Source organism: Nonomuraea terrae, assembly GCF_044465245.1.
GTDB classification, from domain to species: Bacteria; Actinomycetota; Actinomycetes; order Streptosporangiales; family Streptosporangiaceae; genus Nonomuraea; species Nonomuraea terrae.
Genome location: NZ_JBITLL010000001.1, coordinates 498,547 through 513,118 on the forward strand (window position 1 = coordinate 498,547; position 14,572 = coordinate 513,118).

Sequence of the window (14,572 nt, forward strand, 5' to 3'; positions counted from 1 at the left end):
CTTCCGGTGCGCACCGCTGTCGACCTGCCCATATCCCTGTCCCGCGACTCCGCCGAGCCGCTCATCGCGCAGCTCGCGGACCGGCTGCGCCACGCCATGCTCGACGGGGCGCTGGCGCCCGGCGAGCGGCTGCCGTCCACGCGGGCGCTGGCGGCCCAGCTCGAGGTCAGCCGTACGGTCGTGATGGAGGCGTACCAGCAGCTCTACGCCGAGGGGTGGCTCGACGGCCGGCACGGCTCCGGCACGTTCGTGGCCGAGATGGAGCAGCCGCCCCGCCCGCCGGGGCGCGGCGCGTACCAGCCGGATCCGCCGCTGCCCCCCGCCGACGCGATCGACCTCACGCCCGGCCAGCCCTGGGTGCGCGACTACGACCACGCGGCCTGGAAGCGCGCCTGGCGCCGCGCCGCCGACCTGCCGCCCGGCGACTCACCCGACCCGTACGGCCTGCCGCGCCTGCGCGAGCTGCTGGCCGAGCACCTGCGCCGGGCCAGGGGCATGGCCGTCGGCCCGGAGAACATCCTGGTCACCCGGGGCACCGGCAACGGCCTCGACCTGTGCGCGCTCGCCCTGCTCGGCCCCGGCACCCGCGCGGGCGTGGAGGACCCGGGCTACCACGTGGCCCGCACGGTGTTCGCGGCGCGGGCCGCCGAGGTGGTGCCCTGCCCGGTGGACGAGGACGGCGTGATCGTCGACGGGCTTCCCGGCGACCTGCGCGTGCTCTACACGACCCCGGCCCACCAGTACCCGCTCGGCGGCCGGTTGCCGATCCCGCGCCGCGAGCGGCTGCTCGCCTGGGCCAGGAAGACGGGCGCGACGGTCGTCGAGGACGACTACGACGCCGAGTTCCGCTACGACGTCGCCCCGCTGCCCGCGCTCTACGGCCTCGACCCCTCGCGGGTGGTGCTGCTCGGCACGCTGTCCAAGACCCTCGCGCCCGACGTGGGCGTGGGCTGGCTGGTCGGGGACCCGGAGCTGGTCGGCCGGATCGCCCGCCTGCGCCGCACGGTCGCCGACCGCACCAGCGGCCCCGTCCAGCAGGCCGTGGCCACCCTGCTGGAGCACGGCGACCTCGACCGCCACCTGCGCAGGATGCGCCTGGAGTACGCCCGCCGCCGTGCCGCCGTCGTCGAGATCCTCGGCCCCGTCTGCCGCCTGCGCGGCGACACGGCCGGGCTGCACGTGCTGGCCGAGCTGCCCGCGTCTCTGGTGCCGGGCGTGGTCGCGCGGGCCGCGCGGGCGGGCGTCCTGCTCGACTCCACCGAGCGCCACCACCATGGCGCCGCTCACCTGCACGGCCTCGTGATCGGGTACGGCTCCGCCTCGCTCCCCGACGTCCGGCGCGGCTGCCGGATCCTGGCCGCCCTGATCAGCGACACCCGGGCGGGCCGTCCGGAGGCTCCAGCCGACGCAGGATCGGGAACGCGCGGGCGGCGTACATCGGGTCGACCGGCAGCACGTGCCGAGCCCACCAGCGGGCCGGCTCGGGATCGGGCGACGGCTCGGTGAAGCCGGGCGCGTAGTCGTCGTACGGCGGGTCGTACAGGTAGCCGGTGGCCACCCCGTGGCGTTCGAGCTCGGCGATGGCCGCGTCGCGGTCGCGCACCAGCAGCGGCACCCGGAACAACGGCCGGCTGAGGTCGTCGAGCACGGCCGGCGCGACCGTCGGCAACTCGGCCAGCCGCTGCACGCCGGCCAGCCGCCGCGCCCGGCCCTCGGGCACCCCGGTCACCCGCCTGTCCTGGTACCACCGGGCCAGCCGCCCCCGCCGGGCGCGATAACGGTGCAGGTCGGCATGGACCCAGCGGTCGAACGGCGGCAGCGACGGCGCCTGTTTGAGCGCCGACTTCAGCCCGTCGGGGTCGAGCGCGATCCGATAACCCTCGCGCTTCTCCTGCAGGCCGAGGGCCCGCGCGAGCTTGAGCGTGGGGCGTACGAGGTCGAACTTGAGCGCCGCGTGGCGGACCATGGAGCCGGCCACGCTCCACAGGTCGGCCCGCAGCGAGCCGCGGACCGTCAGCTCGTCGCGCGCCCGGGCCAGGGCCTCCAGGTCGGAGACGTCGTCGACGACCAGCACACCGCCCGAGCCGGCGCTCGGGTGCTTGGACAGGCTGAAGACCGCCGCCTGGCCGAACGTGCCCAGCGGCCGCCCCTGGATGGAGCTCTCCATGGCGTGCGCGACGTCCTCGACGAGGATCTTGCCGGCGAAGGCGGGCGCGTCGTCCGGCAGGCCGTACAGGTTGGTGGTGAGGACCGCGTCCACGGTGCCGAGGTCGACCCGCGCGACGTCGATGTTGCCGTCACGCGGCGACAGCGGCGCGATCACCGGGCGCAGCCCGGCCGCCAGCACGAGGAAGAGGATCTCGTCGGCCGAGATCGGCGACATGAGCAACCGTTGCCCGGGCGTGCACCAGTGGCGCAGCGCCAGGTAGAGGCCGAGCCGGTTGGACGGTAGCGATAGGCAGTAGCGACCTGTTCGCTCTGCGATGTATTTCACCCTTGGAGGACAGTACGCAGTCGTCCGTAGGTTTTCAATGCCTTGTCAGCCGTTTTAAGGAGCAGTGGGTTGCTCATGACCGTGGCGCGTGTCTTGCGGGCCGGCACCCTGACCATCCAGTGGACGCCGGCCGCCGCGCTCGCCCTGGCCACGCGCCCCTCGGCCACCTCGAACTCGCCGGTCTTCAGCTTGTCTTTGTACTCCTTCTGGCCCCGGCCCATGTCGATCACCTGGATGCCGGTCTTGGCGGCCTGCTCGGCCATCGCCAGGTGCTGGATGAGACCGGGGGAGTACTTCGCGAACCGGGTGTCGTAGGCGGGGAACCAGCCGACGAGGGTCGTGCGGGTGCGCAACCCGAAGTGGCCGGCCACCGGCTCGTCGCCGGCGTAGATCATGTCGAGCACGCCCGCGAAGCTGGCGGACTGGGTCGCGAGCAGCCGCTCGACCAGCTCCACGATCCATTTGTGGGCGAACCGGTCGGTGCGCCCGGTGCGGCGGTACTGGTCGGTCTTCCAGCCGAGCAGCGTGCGCAGCGGCTCGACGTCGGTGATGCCGTAGTCGTGGCGTACGCCCCCGGCCTCGCGGTCGAGCTTGCGCTGCTTGGCCAGCGTGGACTTGTACGTCTTGCCGGAGTTGGCGCGCAGCGTCTCGGCGTAGCGGTCGAAGCCGTCGCGCAGGTCGATGATCGGCGACGGGTGCCGTTCGTGGCGGGCGTTGAGCAGCGGCTGCCCGGCGACGAGGTGGTCGAACTCGTACACCGACAGGCCGCAGTCCTTGATCAGCCGGACCGGGTCGATCCGGAGCCCCTGGGCGTACACCAGGCCCTGCGCGTCGGTCAGCCCCGCCGCGACCGGTTTGCCGATGCCGAGCGGATGTCGCTCGAACGGAAAGAACCCCACGATGTCGGGACCGTCATGGAGGACGGCGACCCGAACGACATCTCGGAGTTCCCCAACCGCGAGGGTGAACTCCGGGGACAAGAAGGGATTGTCGAAGGCGGTGTCCGCTTCCTGGAGCGCCCGCCATCGGCTCACTTCTGCTTGGCCCAGTTCACGAGGGAGGGCAAGGGTGACGCGCATGGGCTCCTACTGTCAGCATGCCACTCACCGCCCAGCATGAGGGCAGAGGTGTACTGCCAGAGTAAAGGATCTCGCGCCGTGGCATAGACGCAGGTTCGGAACGTTACACAACTCTCAGGTGGTATTCAGAACAGAGTGACGTTCTAATGTGTGTGCATGACCGTACCTGGCATCGACCACCCCCGCCTGGTCGCATGGATGGCCCGGAATGTGCCCGACGCCGGCGAGCCCCTGTCCGTCTCGCTCATCTCGGGCGGCAGGTCCAATCTGACGTATCTGGTCGAGGCCGCCGAGCGCCGCCTGGTGCTGCGCCGGCCGCCGCTCGGCCACGTGCTGCCGACCGCCCATGACATGCGGCGCGAGTGGCGGGTCATCTCCGCGCTCGCGCCCACGCCCGTCCCGGTGCCGGAGCCGGTCGCCTTCTGCCCTGACGAGGACGTGATCGGCGCCCCGTTCTACCTCATGGGGTACGTCCCCGGCGACGCCGTGCGGACACGCGACCAGCTCGGCGACCCGGCGCCCGAGCAGACCCGGCGGCTGTCGGAACGCCTGGCCGAGGTGCTGGCCGCCATCCACGCCGTCGACTACCGCGAGGTGGGGCTCGGCGACTTCGGCCGGCCGGCGGGCTACCTGGCCCGCCAGCTCGACCGGTGGTGCCAGCAGTGGGAACGGTCGAAGACCGAGGACCGGCCCGACTACTACCGGCTGGTCGAGCGCCTGCGCGAGCGGCTGCCCGCCGAGGCCTCCGGCACGCTGGTGCACGGCGACTACCGGCTGGACAACACGCTGGTCCGGCGCGAGGACCTGGAGATCATGGCCGTGGTCGACTGGGAGATGTCCACGCTCGGCGACCCGCTGACCGACCTGGGGCTGACGCTGACGTACTGGGCCGACCGGGGGGACGAGGAGCGGGCGAGCATCCCGGTGTCGGGCGACGTGACGGCGACACCGGGGTTCCTCAACGCCGCCGAGTTCGCCAATTACTACACAAAGGTGTCAGGTCGCGAAATTTCGGACCTTGGGTTTTATGTGGCTTTTGGGAATTTCAAGCTCGCGGTCATCGTGGAGGGTATCCATGCCCGATTCCGGCAAGGTAAGACCGTTGGGGAGGGATTCGACCGTATCGGCGGCGCCGTACCCACGCTGATCTCCCGCGCCCACCGCATGCTCGACCAGCACTGATCTCGACCACCCCCCTCGACCTGGGGCCCGAGCCCCGCAAGGAGCGTCATGAGCACAGTTGCACTGATCACCGGAGCGGCCAGCGGCATCGGGGCCGCCGTGGCACGCCGTCTGTCGACGGGCGGCGTCCGGTGTGTCCTCGTCGACCGCGACGGCGAGGGCGTCGAGCGCCTGGCCAAGGAGCTCGACGGCGCGTGGCTGGCCGCCGACGTCAGCTCCGAGGAAGCCTCGCTGGAGGCCGTCGCGCTCGCCGAACGGCGCTACGGGCGCCTCGACCTGGTCCATCTCAACGCCGGCGTCACCAGCGGGGTGGACCTCGAGAACTTCGACGTCGAGCGCTATCGCAAGGTGATGGGGGTCAACGTCGACGGCGTCGTCTTCGGCGTACGCGCGAGCGTCCCGCTGCTCAAGCGCTCGGGCGGCGGCGCCATCGTGGCCACCGCCTCGCTGGCCGGTCTCGTCGGCTACGCCGGCGACCCCGTCTACACCATGACGAAGCACGCCGTCGTGGGCCTGGTCAGGTCGCTGGCCGAGCCGCTGGCCGCGTACAACATCCGTATCGGCGCGGTCTGCCCTGGCTTCACCGATACGCCGCTTGTGGCCGCCGCGCGGGAGATGTTCGTCAATTCGGGGTTCCCGCTGCTGACCGCGGACGACGTCGCGGCCGCCGTCGAATCGGCCTTCTACGCCGAGACCCCGGGCACTCTTCTGGTCGTGCAGCCGGGGAGGCAGCCGATGCCGTACCGTTATGCCGGGGTCCCCGGCCCGGCCGGCGGCCAGCGGCCACCTCGCTCGGAGTGACGGCACGTCGCTTGGCAGGCGGGTCGATTAGCGTAAGAGGGGCCGGGCCGCCGCCCGGCCTCTGTGCGTTCGCGAGCCTTCGAGGTTCGCGGCCCCCGTGCAGGTCAGCCCGTCTCGCGAGAAGGATGAGGAGCGTTCGTTGACATCCTCCCAGTCCTGGAAAATGGCCGTCCCCCGCCGCCCCGGGCGGCGACGCCTCCCGGCGGGGTCGCGGTGATCCCCACCGAGGGCCGGCACGCGCGCCGGCGATCGCCGTGGCCGATCGCACTGGGAGCGGGCATCGTCGCGGTCGTGCTCGTGGCGGGCATCATGGTCTACGCCTCGCTCCGCAGCCAGGACCGCCAGGCGTTCAGCGGCAGCGACGTGGCCACCGCCATGCCGGCCCAGCCCCCGCCCACCCTGGAGCAGCCGCCCGCGCTGCCCGACTGGCCGCGCTGGGGCATCACGCACACCCAGTTCAGCGCCGACAACGAGCCGGAGCAGGTCGCCGAGGAGGCCAGAGGCGTGCTCGGCCGCGTCCCCATGCTGCAGAACCAGCACATCATGGGCTGGGGCGTGGGCAACCCCGAGCCGAGCCCCGGGCAGTTCAACTTCCGCGACCTCGACCGGCGGCTGACGTTCATGGCGTCGTCGCGGGCGTTGCCGGTGATCACGTTGTGCTGCGCCCCCGACTGGATGAAGGGCGGCCAGGCCGGGCGTACGGACTGGAGCAAGAACCACACCGTCGCCCCCGAGCCCGAGCACTTCGACGACTTCGCCAACCTGGCGGCGCGGGTGGCCAAGCAGTACCCCACGGTCAAGCACTACATGGTGTGGAACGAGTTCAAGGGCTTCTGGAACGCGGACACCAACACGTGGGACGCCGAGGGCTACACGGAGATGTACAACAAGGTCTACACGGCGCTGAAGAACGTGAACCCCGAGATCCAGGTCGGCGGGCCGTACGTGTCGATCGAGAGCTACGCCTCGGGCCCGGCCTCGGAGCTGAGCGGGCCGTGGGGCACGGTCGACCAGCGGGCGCTGGACGCCATCAAGTACTGGATCGACCACAAGAAGGGCGCCGACTTCATCGTCGTCGACAGCGCCACGATGACGAAGGACAAGGGCAACATGCCCGACCCCTTCGCCGCCCAGGGCAAGTTCAGCGCCATCACCGCGTGGCTGCGGCAGCAGAGCGGCGACATGCCGGTCTGGTGGGCCGAATGGTACGTCGAGCCGGAGAACTCCGGCTGGAGCGAGGAACAGCGCACGGCCGTACAGGCCAGCGCGCTGATCGAGTTCGCCAAGAGCGGCGTCACCACGGCCCTGTACTGGAACCCGCAGCTCGACGGCGAGGGCGAGTGTCCCGGATGCCTGTGGGCGCCCCAGGTGGGCGGCGAGATGCCGATGGCGGGGCTGCTCAGCGGGTTCACCCGGTGGTTCCCCGCGGGGGTGCAGGCGCAGGAGGTGCGCTCCTCCGACCCGCGGATCAAGGCGCTGGGCCAGGAACGCCAGGTCGTCATGGTCAACACCGCCGGCGAGCCCGTCACGGCCACCGTGGACGGCCGCGAGGTCGGGCTCGGGCCGTACGAGATCAGATGGTCGGGGCGCGGCGGCACCTGACGGCCTCAGGGCGTCGGTCACTCCCCGGAGGGTTTGGTGCCGACGCCCCAGTAGTGCGCCGCGACCGCGTAGCCCGGCCGGCCGCGCTCCGCGGCCGGCTTGGCGGCGGCCTGGCCGCGCGCTGAGCGCCGGCTCCACATGTGCCGCAGGTGCTGGACCGCCGCGATGTCAGGCAGGTCCTTGGGCCGGCGGGCGGCCTCCTTCCAGGCCAGTACGTCACCCAGCCGCATGAACGGGATGCCGTCGATGACGTCGGCGTTGTCGATCAGGTCGTCGGTCGGCCACCCGGGCGTCCACCGGTCCACGAACTCGATCGCCACCGACGGGTGCACCACCCTGAGCCCGTGACCCGACAACGCCGGCTGCGGCGTGCCGAGGGTGAGCACCTTCTGCCAGGCCGCACCCCGGGCCAGCACGTCCAGATCGCCCATACGGGCCCGCATGCCGCGGACGTAGAGGGCCGCCGAGCCGCACACCACGTAGTCGCCCGCCGGCAGGCCGAGCCGGGCCAGCTCCGCGAACAGCCCGGCCGGGTCGGTCAGCAGAACACTGGGTGCGGCCGGACGGCGCGCCTGCGAGAAGGCCGCGCTCTGAGACATCATGTGATCCGTCCTTCGGACTGCCTGGGGGGCGCCGGGGGCTGCTGACCTGACGTCCGCTGATCTTATTCACCCCCGTCCGCCGCCTCCGGGCCGGGGCCGGGGATGGCGTCCGCCGACGGGATGACGCTCTCCCCGGCACCGCCGGGGAGAGCGCGCCTCACATGTTGTTCTGCGCGATGTAGATGAACCGCTCGACGATGACCGCCAGCGCCACCGCGAAGGACGGCACCGCCAGGTACAGCAGCCGCCTGCGGGCCTTCGGCGCCCGGTTCGGGCCGTTCAGCCGGATGACCTCGTAGCCGAAGAGCGCCACCCACGTCACGACCAGCGCGCCGATCCCCACCGGTGTCCACGGCGTGGTGGGATCGCCCCGCCCCTGGTACGGGTTCGGCTCGGGGATCTCGGTGCCCCGGACGAAGTTCTTCCAGGTGTACAGGGCCGCGTCCTCGTTGGAGTACACCCGCTTCAGGTCGGGCGAGGCGTCCAGCGCCGCCCGGAACTTCTCGCCCCAGTCGGCCGGGAAGCCCTGGTTGAGCTGCAGGTAGCTGACCTGCCCCCGGCTCACGATCAGGTACGAGTTGCGCGGCTGCTCCTTCAGCGCGTCCACCGCGTCGGAGATCTTCGTCGGATCCTTGTGCACGAGCGCCTGGACGTTGAAGTTGACCAGCTCGACGTCCCGCTCGCCCCACGGCAGCGTCGGCGTGACCTCGGGGCCCTCCTTGGGCACCAGGTAGAGCACGCGCGCGCTCGGCTTGTCGTGGTCGTAGATGTAGTGCAGGGCCGCGATCTCGCCGGTGGTGACCCGCTCGAACTGCTCGTTGCCGTACCGGGCGAGGAAGAACGCCATCGCGAACACGATCGCGAAGGCGGCCGCCACCACGACCGAGATGCGCTTGGTGAGCTCGGGATTGAAGCGCACGTTCCGCTTGCGGAGCGGCACGGTCTCCTCGCGCACGTCCGCGCTGTCGGCCGGCAGGTTCGGGAAGAACGCGTACGCGGCCAGCAGGCAGGCGCCCGGCAGGGCGAACATGTAGATCCGCAGGCCGATCTCGCCGCCGTAGCTCTGCAGGGCCAGCGCCATCACCGGCACACAGAGCAGGATCAGCGCCGAGCGGTCGAACACCCCGCGCCGCAGCCGCCGGAACAGGCCCGTCGCCGCCAGGCTGAGGATCACCACCAGGATGCCGAGGCGCGCCTGCAGCACCATCGCGTGCGCCGGGTCGGTGCCCTCGATGCGGTCGCCGGTGTTGCTGCGCAGGTTGGCGAAGACGTTGCCGAGGCCGCCGAAGATCGTGTCGATCTGGCTGGCCCAGAAGCCCACCGTCATGTAGCTGATCCAGGCCAGCGTCACCAGGCCGAGGAAGAACGGCAGCGCCCACGTCAGCGACGTGCGCTTGAACAGCAGGAACGCCGTCACCACGCCGAGCATCATGAACGGCGTGATCTGGTGGGAGGCCACCGACGCGAAGAACAGCGTCAGCAGCACCATCAGCATGAGCAGCTTGTCGGCCCGATAGGTGCCGGTGTTGGCCAGCTCGCCCGGCGTCATCGCGTCGAGGCGGGCGATGAGCTTGCGCAGGCCCTTGGGCGGGACGGGCTTCGTGCGCGGCTCCACCCTTCCGAACCACCTCAGCAGGATCGCCACGAACGCCAGATAGAGGGCGAACGTGAAGCCCTGGGGCGAGAAGTAGTCCTGACCGATCCACTGCACCAGCACGAACAGCAGCGCCGCGAACCACCGCGCCCGCGTCGTCGCCACCACCTGGCGCAGGATCAGCACGAACGGCAGCAGGTAGAGCAGGTTCGACAGGAGCGGCGTCCACAGCAGGATCGTGGACATGTCGGTGATGCCGGCGGCCTTCGTCACGAACGCGAACAGCGCGAAGTAGCCCGGCCAGCCCATGCGGGCGTCGATGTTGATCGCCGTCTCGCCGGTCCTGCCGATGAACTCCACGAAACCGGCATGGATGTACGCCGTGGGGAAGCGCGGCTCCTCCGCCACGAGGGAGCCGACGCCGTGCAGGGCGAACGTGATCGCGGCGATCTGGAACAGGAGCAGGAACTTGCGGTCGGTGCTCTGGGCGACCGTGACGAAGAACGACACGATCATGATGAGGAGGGCGATGAACGCCGTCGCCGGGAGCGCCGAGATCAGGCCGAGCCCGTCGATGTCGGACGGATCCACGCCGCGCATCGGCCCAACGGGCGCCTTGATGGCGAGGACGTACATGATCAGGCCCTCGACGACGAGCAGCGCGGGCAGCCACTGGGGCGCGCTGGCGAGCAGCCGGCTCAGCCGCGCCCGCAACCCGACCGGCTTCCCGGCCTCCTGCGGCACCCCGTACGGCACCTGCGCCGCCACATCTTGCGCCGCCACGCCCTGCGCCGCCACGCCACCGGGCGCGGCCTGCGGCTCACCAGGAGCAGGCTGCAACAACCCCACAGCCCCATGCGCCTGCCCGGCCGCCTGTCCGGCCGCCTGCCCGGCCGCCTGTCCGGCCCCGGCAGGACCGGCCGCCTGTCCGGCACCGGCGGGACTGGCCGCCTGTCCGGCACCGGCCGCCTGACCCGGCCCGGCAGGGCCGGGCCCCTGACCCGTCCCCGCCGCTTGGCCGGGCCACTGGCCCGTCCCGCTCGGCCGCTGAGGACCGCTGGGTGCTTGCGGCACAGTGGGAGCCTGCGAGGGATTGGCCGCCTGCGTCACACCGGCAGGCTGAGGGCCACCGGCAGGCTGAGAGCCGCCGGCAGGCTGAGAGCCGCCGGCGGGCTGCGGACGCGTACCGCCCGCCGCCTCCTTCCCTGCGGTGGGTTGCGGCTGGGTGTCCGTCGTCGCGTTGCCCGAAGGCCGTGCGCCCGGCCGCTGAGGCTCTGTGCTCGCCGGCGCCCCGCCGGGCGTCTTGGAACCGCTCTGGTGACCCTTGGGCGGCGTACCGGCGCTCTGCGGGCCGCTGGAGGGCTGCGGACGCGCACCGGTCGGCGCCGCACCCGTCCCTCCGGTCGGCTGGGGACGGGAGGCGGGCTTGGGGGCGACCGAGGGGCTCTGAGACGCCTTCGGTTGAGCCGGGCGGGGCGGAACCTTGGTGGTGGTCTCCGGGTCCGCCGCCGGCGCTTCGGCGGCGTCCTCGGCGGCCGCCTTCGGCGCGCCCGCGGTCTCCGGCGTGGTCGTCTTGCGGGCCTTCGGAGCCGCCGGGGTGGGCTTGGTGTCCTTCTGAACGGACGGAACCGGCGTGCCCGTGGCGGCGGACGAGGCCGGGCGCTTGGCGGCGTCCTTGTCGGCCTCCTTGGCGCTGCCCGGGGCAGCGGGGCCCGGGGTAGCGGGGCCCGGGGTAGCGGGGCCCGGGGCAGCGGGGCCCGGGGCAGCGGGGCCCGGGGCAGCGGGGCCCGGGGCAGCGGGGCCAGGGGCAGCGGGGCCAGGGGCGGCGGGGCCAGGGCGCGCGGGGGTCTCCTTGGCCGGGGCGGGGTCGGCCGGGGAATCTGCGGTGGGGGGCTGGCCGATGTGGAGAGGGGCGGGCAGGCGGACGGCCGTGGTCGTCTCGGCGTCCGCCTGGGCGTCCTTCTCAGCCGCGCCCTTGGGCGCGCCCTTCGGCGCGTCCTTGGCCGCGTCGCCCCCTTCTTCCGGGGGGTCGAACGTCAACTTGGGGATGACTCCCGTCGCGTCCGGATCGAAGGGCACCTCTGACTTCTCCTTGTTCTCATCCGAGGAGCCGGTCATCCCCGTTGCCATGCCATCGCCGTCCCGTTGCGTCACGCTGACCATCATGCGGCCCCGGACGACCCCTGGGTGACAGTCGACCTTGCAGTTTCGCCGTACTTGAGTATTTTGCGCAGATTTCCGAAGATCAAAAGTGCCACGAGCAGCTCACTGAAGAGCAGTCCGTACCCCACCGCGTTCACCCCGAAGTGAGGGAACAGCACCACGGTGGACACCAGGACGAGCACCGCCAGCCCGATCTGGACGACCGCCAGCGCGCGCGCCTTGCTCCGCGCCCGCAGCGTGCTCAGGTAGACCTCGATCAGCACGCGCGGCAGCACCGCCAGCGACATCAGCCGCAGCAGCGTCGTGCCCTCGTCGGCGAACTCCGTGCCGAAGATCCGCAGGATCAGCGGCGCCCCGAGGATCGCCACCGCGATGATCGGCGTGACGATCAGTAACGCCCGCTGCAGCGCCCGCCGGCAGTTCTGGGCGAGGCTGGCACGGTCGAAGGAGCCCTCGACGGTCAGCGACACCGCCATGTTCATGGCCAGCAGCTCGATCATGCTGGCCAGCGTGTGCGCCATCGCGAAGCGCCCGAACGTGGCCTCGCCGACCTGCGTCGCGATCACCACGGGCACGAGGTAGACGATCGCCAGGATGGACAGCGTGCCGGGGAAGTCACCGGCCAGGAACCTGCCCATCTCACGCAGCCGCGGCGGGTCCTGCCCCGCGTCGGCCTGCCGGACGTGCCGGGGCACGACCACGCCGAAGATCAGCCACTGGACCGGGATCAGGGCGAGCGCGGTCGGGATGACCCAGGAGACGAAGATGCCGCCCTCGGGCAGCGCGCCGGCCAGCGCGACCAGCAGCCCCATCTTCACCAGGCCGAAGATCAGGTTGTTCAGCGGCACGAACGTGGCCCGGCGCAGGCCGGTCAGCACCACGTCCTGCAACGTGAAGACCGCCCACACCACCACGGAGCCCAGGAAGAACAGCCCAGGCCCGAACCCGGCCAGCACGGAGTACGTCTCGCCCCACAGCGGCAGCGTCAGCAGGAAGCCGACCGCCGCGACCCCGCCGGTGGCGGCGGCCAGGCCGTACCCGCGCAGGATGACCTCGGGGGTACGGCGGCCCGACACCGGCAGGTACCGGGCCAGCGCGCCCACGAAGCCCAGCGCGGTCAGCGACGCGAACAGCCGCATCGCCGTGATCACCGCCTGCCCGCGGCCGAACTCCTCGTCGGTGTAGTAGTGGGCGGCCAGCAGCCAGTAGCCCATGCCGAGAACGCCGGTGATCACCGTGTTCGCCATGAGCGCGTAGCCCTGGCGGAAGAGCGGGTTACGGAGATCGTGAAGGACTCTGCCCCAGAGGTTAGACATTGCCGCGCACCCGTTGCAGCCCGTACCTCGTCCTGCGCACGACGGCGTACCCCTTGGTCAGGATGCGCTCGCGCAGGTAGATGAGAGGCACGGCGTTGCCTTCGACGGCGCGCTTGAACATGTTGACGGTCGTGCCCTTGCCGACCGTCAACCGGGGGATGGCGAGCATGTCATGGCGATCGGCGGCGATCGCGTTGCTCACGGCGCAAGCGGCGAAATAGCCGGCCTTGCGTACTTCCTGGCGGACGCGGGCGCTGGAGTAGCCGTAGGGGTAGGCCATGGTCGCGACCGGCGCGCCGATCTTCTCCTCCAGCAGCCCTTTGTTCCTGCGCAGCTCCTGCCGCAGGTCGTCGGTGCGGAGCTGGTCGAGCTGGGGATGGCTGTGGCTGTGGCCGCCGATCTCGATGCCGGTCTGGGCGGCCTCACGGGCCTGGCCCCACGACAGCATGGCGTCGAGGGGCCGGCCCGCGGCGTCATTGCCCGCGTCGGACACCCAGCCGCTGGTCAGGAAGACCGTGGCGGGGAACTTGTAGCGCTCGAGCAACGGCAGCGCGTGGCTGTGGAAGTCGGCGTAGCCGTCGTCGAACGTCAGCACGACGGGCTTGCCGGGCAGCGAGCGGCCGTTGTTCTTGTTGAAGGAGGCCACCAGGTCGCCCAGCGTGAGCGGCGTGAAGCCGCTCTCCGACAGGTACGCCAGCTGCTCCTCCAGGTCGGACGGCCGCACCGCGTGCGGCCGCGTCTCGTCGTTGGGCGTGTCGCTGACCGAGTGGTACATCAGGATCGGAACGCGGATCATGACCGTGCCACCTTCAGCCGTACGGAACCGACGACGTAACCCCAGACCGTCCAGGCCAGGCCGACGACGATCGCGCCGGCCCGGCCGAGCCCGCCGAGGTCGCCCCGCAGGGCCTCACCGACCCCGCGGAGCGCACCGAGCGGCAGCGTCTTCATCGCGTGGGCCCGCTCGCTGGCGAGCCCGTCCTGGGTGCCGACCTCACGCGTCACCAGAGCCTTCGACAGCCCCTCGGCGTAGCACCTGGACCTGAAGTACGCGAACCGCTCGCGCTGCCGGGACACCTTGTGCCCGATCACCGCGCGCGGTTCGAACAGCATGACCGAGCCCGGCTTCCGCTGCGTCAGCCGGATGCAGAACTCGGTCTCCTCGCACCCCAGCGGGCGCGACTTGCGCCCCTGCACGCTGCGCCCGATGCCGCTGTGGAAACCGCCAACCTCGGCCACGACGTCGCGCAGGAACGCGGCGTTGCCGCCCATCACGTTGCGGATGGGCGCCCTGACCGCGGGCATGCCGCGGTAGGTGCAGCCGACCGTCCAGTCGAACTCGTACGGGAACCACCGCGGCCGCCGCTCCGACGCCCACAAGGGGTCGGTACGGCCGCCGACACCGACCACACCCGGTTCCTGGAAGCCCTCCTCCAAAGCCTCCAGCCAGCCGGGATCGGCCACGGCGTCGTCGTCGAGGAACGCGACGATCTCGCCGTTGGCCGTGGCGACGCCGGTGTTCTTCCCCCCCGACAGCCCCTTCTCGTGCGTGTTCTCCACCACGATGGCCTGTGGATACTCACGCTTGAGCCGCAGGTGCAGGTCGGGGTTGTGGTCGACGACCAGGATCAGCTCGTGTGCCGGGCGTGTCTGGTTCTCGACCGACTCGACTGCCTGCCTGATGTCCTCCCACCGTTCGTCGGTGTAGACGCAGATGACAACAGACGTGTTCACAAGGT

10 protein-coding genes and 1 pseudogene are annotated in these 14,572 nt (G+C 71.4%); 4 read left to right on the forward strand and 7 right to left on the reverse strand.

The window, feature by feature from the left end:
* Positions 1-6 precede the first annotated feature (6 nt).
* Positions 7-1,506, forward strand: a complete 1,500-nt coding sequence (gene pdxR, locus ACIBP6_RS02410) for a MocR-like pyridoxine biosynthesis transcription factor PdxR (RefSeq protein ID WP_397047969.1) — start codon at positions 7-9, stop codon at positions 1,504-1,506.
* A 556-nt stretch (positions 1,507-2,062) separates the two neighbouring features.
* Here pdxR and ACIBP6_RS02415 read toward each other — a convergent pair.
* Both ACIBP6_RS02415 and ACIBP6_RS02420 read right to left on the reverse strand, forming a co-directional pair.
* A pseudogene (locus tag ACIBP6_RS02415) lies at positions 2,063-2,494 on the reverse strand (DegT/DnrJ/EryC1/StrS family aminotransferase); the annotation flags it as partial.
* Positions 2,491-3,393: a GNAT family N-acetyltransferase gene (locus tag ACIBP6_RS02420; protein ID WP_397047971.1), complete on the reverse strand. Its 903-nt coding sequence runs from the start codon at positions 3,391-3,393 to the stop codon at positions 2,491-2,493. The pseudogene ACIBP6_RS02415 and the gene ACIBP6_RS02420, both read right to left, overlap by 4 nt.
* A gap of 336 nt (positions 3,394-3,729) precedes the next feature.
* Between ACIBP6_RS02420 and ACIBP6_RS02425 the strand changes: the two genes are divergently transcribed.
* From ACIBP6_RS02425 to ACIBP6_RS02435, 3 genes are all read left to right on the forward strand, one after another.
* Positions 3,730-4,755, forward strand: coding sequence for a phosphotransferase family protein (locus tag ACIBP6_RS02425; protein WP_397047973.1), 1,026 nt, complete (start codon positions 3,730-3,732; stop codon positions 4,753-4,755).
* Positions 4,756-4,803: 48 nt separating this feature from the next.
* Positions 4,804-5,556: an SDR family oxidoreductase gene (locus tag ACIBP6_RS02430; RefSeq protein ID WP_397047975.1), complete on the forward strand. Its 753-nt coding sequence runs from the start codon at positions 4,804-4,806 to the stop codon at positions 5,554-5,556.
* 213 nt (positions 5,557-5,769) lie between these two features.
* Positions 5,770-7,158, forward strand: coding sequence for a GH39 family glycosyl hydrolase (locus ACIBP6_RS02435; protein WP_397047977.1), 1,389 nt, complete (start codon positions 5,770-5,772; stop codon positions 7,156-7,158).
* A gap of 17 nt (positions 7,159-7,175) precedes the next feature.
* Here the strand turns inward: ACIBP6_RS02435 and ACIBP6_RS02440 are convergent, their stop codons facing one another.
* The 5 genes from ACIBP6_RS02440 to ACIBP6_RS02460 all read right to left on the reverse strand — a co-directional run bounded on the left by ACIBP6_RS02440 (position 7,176) and on the right by ACIBP6_RS02460 (position 14,567).
* Positions 7,176-7,760, reverse strand: coding sequence for a hypothetical protein (locus ACIBP6_RS02440; protein ID WP_397047979.1), 585 nt, complete (start codon positions 7,758-7,760; stop codon positions 7,176-7,178).
* A 157-nt stretch (positions 7,761-7,917) separates the two neighbouring features.
* Positions 7,918-10,203: a hypothetical protein gene (locus ACIBP6_RS02445; RefSeq protein WP_397047980.1), complete on the reverse strand. Its 2,286-nt coding sequence runs from the start codon at positions 10,201-10,203 to the stop codon at positions 7,918-7,920.
* A 1,313-nt stretch (positions 10,204-11,516) separates the two neighbouring features.
* Positions 11,517-12,833, reverse strand: coding sequence for a lipopolysaccharide biosynthesis protein (locus ACIBP6_RS02450; protein WP_397047982.1), 1,317 nt, complete (start codon positions 12,831-12,833; stop codon positions 11,517-11,519).
* Entirely contained in the window at positions 12,826-13,629 is an 804-nt protein-coding gene (locus ACIBP6_RS02455) for a polysaccharide deacetylase family protein (protein WP_397047984.1), read from the reverse strand. Before ACIBP6_RS02455 ends, ACIBP6_RS02450 begins: the two co-directional genes overlap by 8 nt.
* Positions 13,626-14,567 (reverse strand): glycosyltransferase family 2 protein, encoded by a 942-nt coding sequence (locus tag ACIBP6_RS02460; protein WP_397047986.1) that lies wholly within the window; start codon positions 14,565-14,567, stop codon positions 13,626-13,628. The genes ACIBP6_RS02455 and ACIBP6_RS02460 overlap by 4 nt, the downstream gene beginning before the upstream one ends.
* Between the last annotated feature and the right edge of the window lie 5 nt (positions 14,568-14,572).

What these genes read in the sequence shown, in the direction of transcription:
- ACIBP6_RS02450 (WP_397047982.1), bottom strand. Translation starts at nt 12,833, where the DNA reads ATGTCTAACCTCTGGGGCAGAGTCCTTCACGATCTCCGTAACCCGCTC.
- ACIBP6_RS02455 (WP_397047984.1), bottom strand. Translation starts at nt 13,629, where the DNA reads ATGATCCGCGTTCCGATCCTGATGTACCACTCGGTCAGCGACACGCCC.
- ACIBP6_RS02425 (WP_397047973.1), top strand. Translation starts at nt 3,730, where the DNA reads ATGACCGTACCTGGCATCGACCACCCCCGCCTGGTCGCATGGATGGCC.
- ACIBP6_RS02430 (WP_397047975.1), top strand. Translation starts at nt 4,804, where the DNA reads ATGAGCACAGTTGCACTGATCACCGGAGCGGCCAGCGGCATCGGGGCC.
- ACIBP6_RS02440 (WP_397047979.1), bottom strand. Translation starts at nt 7,760, where the DNA reads ATGATGTCTCAGAGCGCGGCCTTCTCGCAGGCGCGCCGTCCGGCCGCA.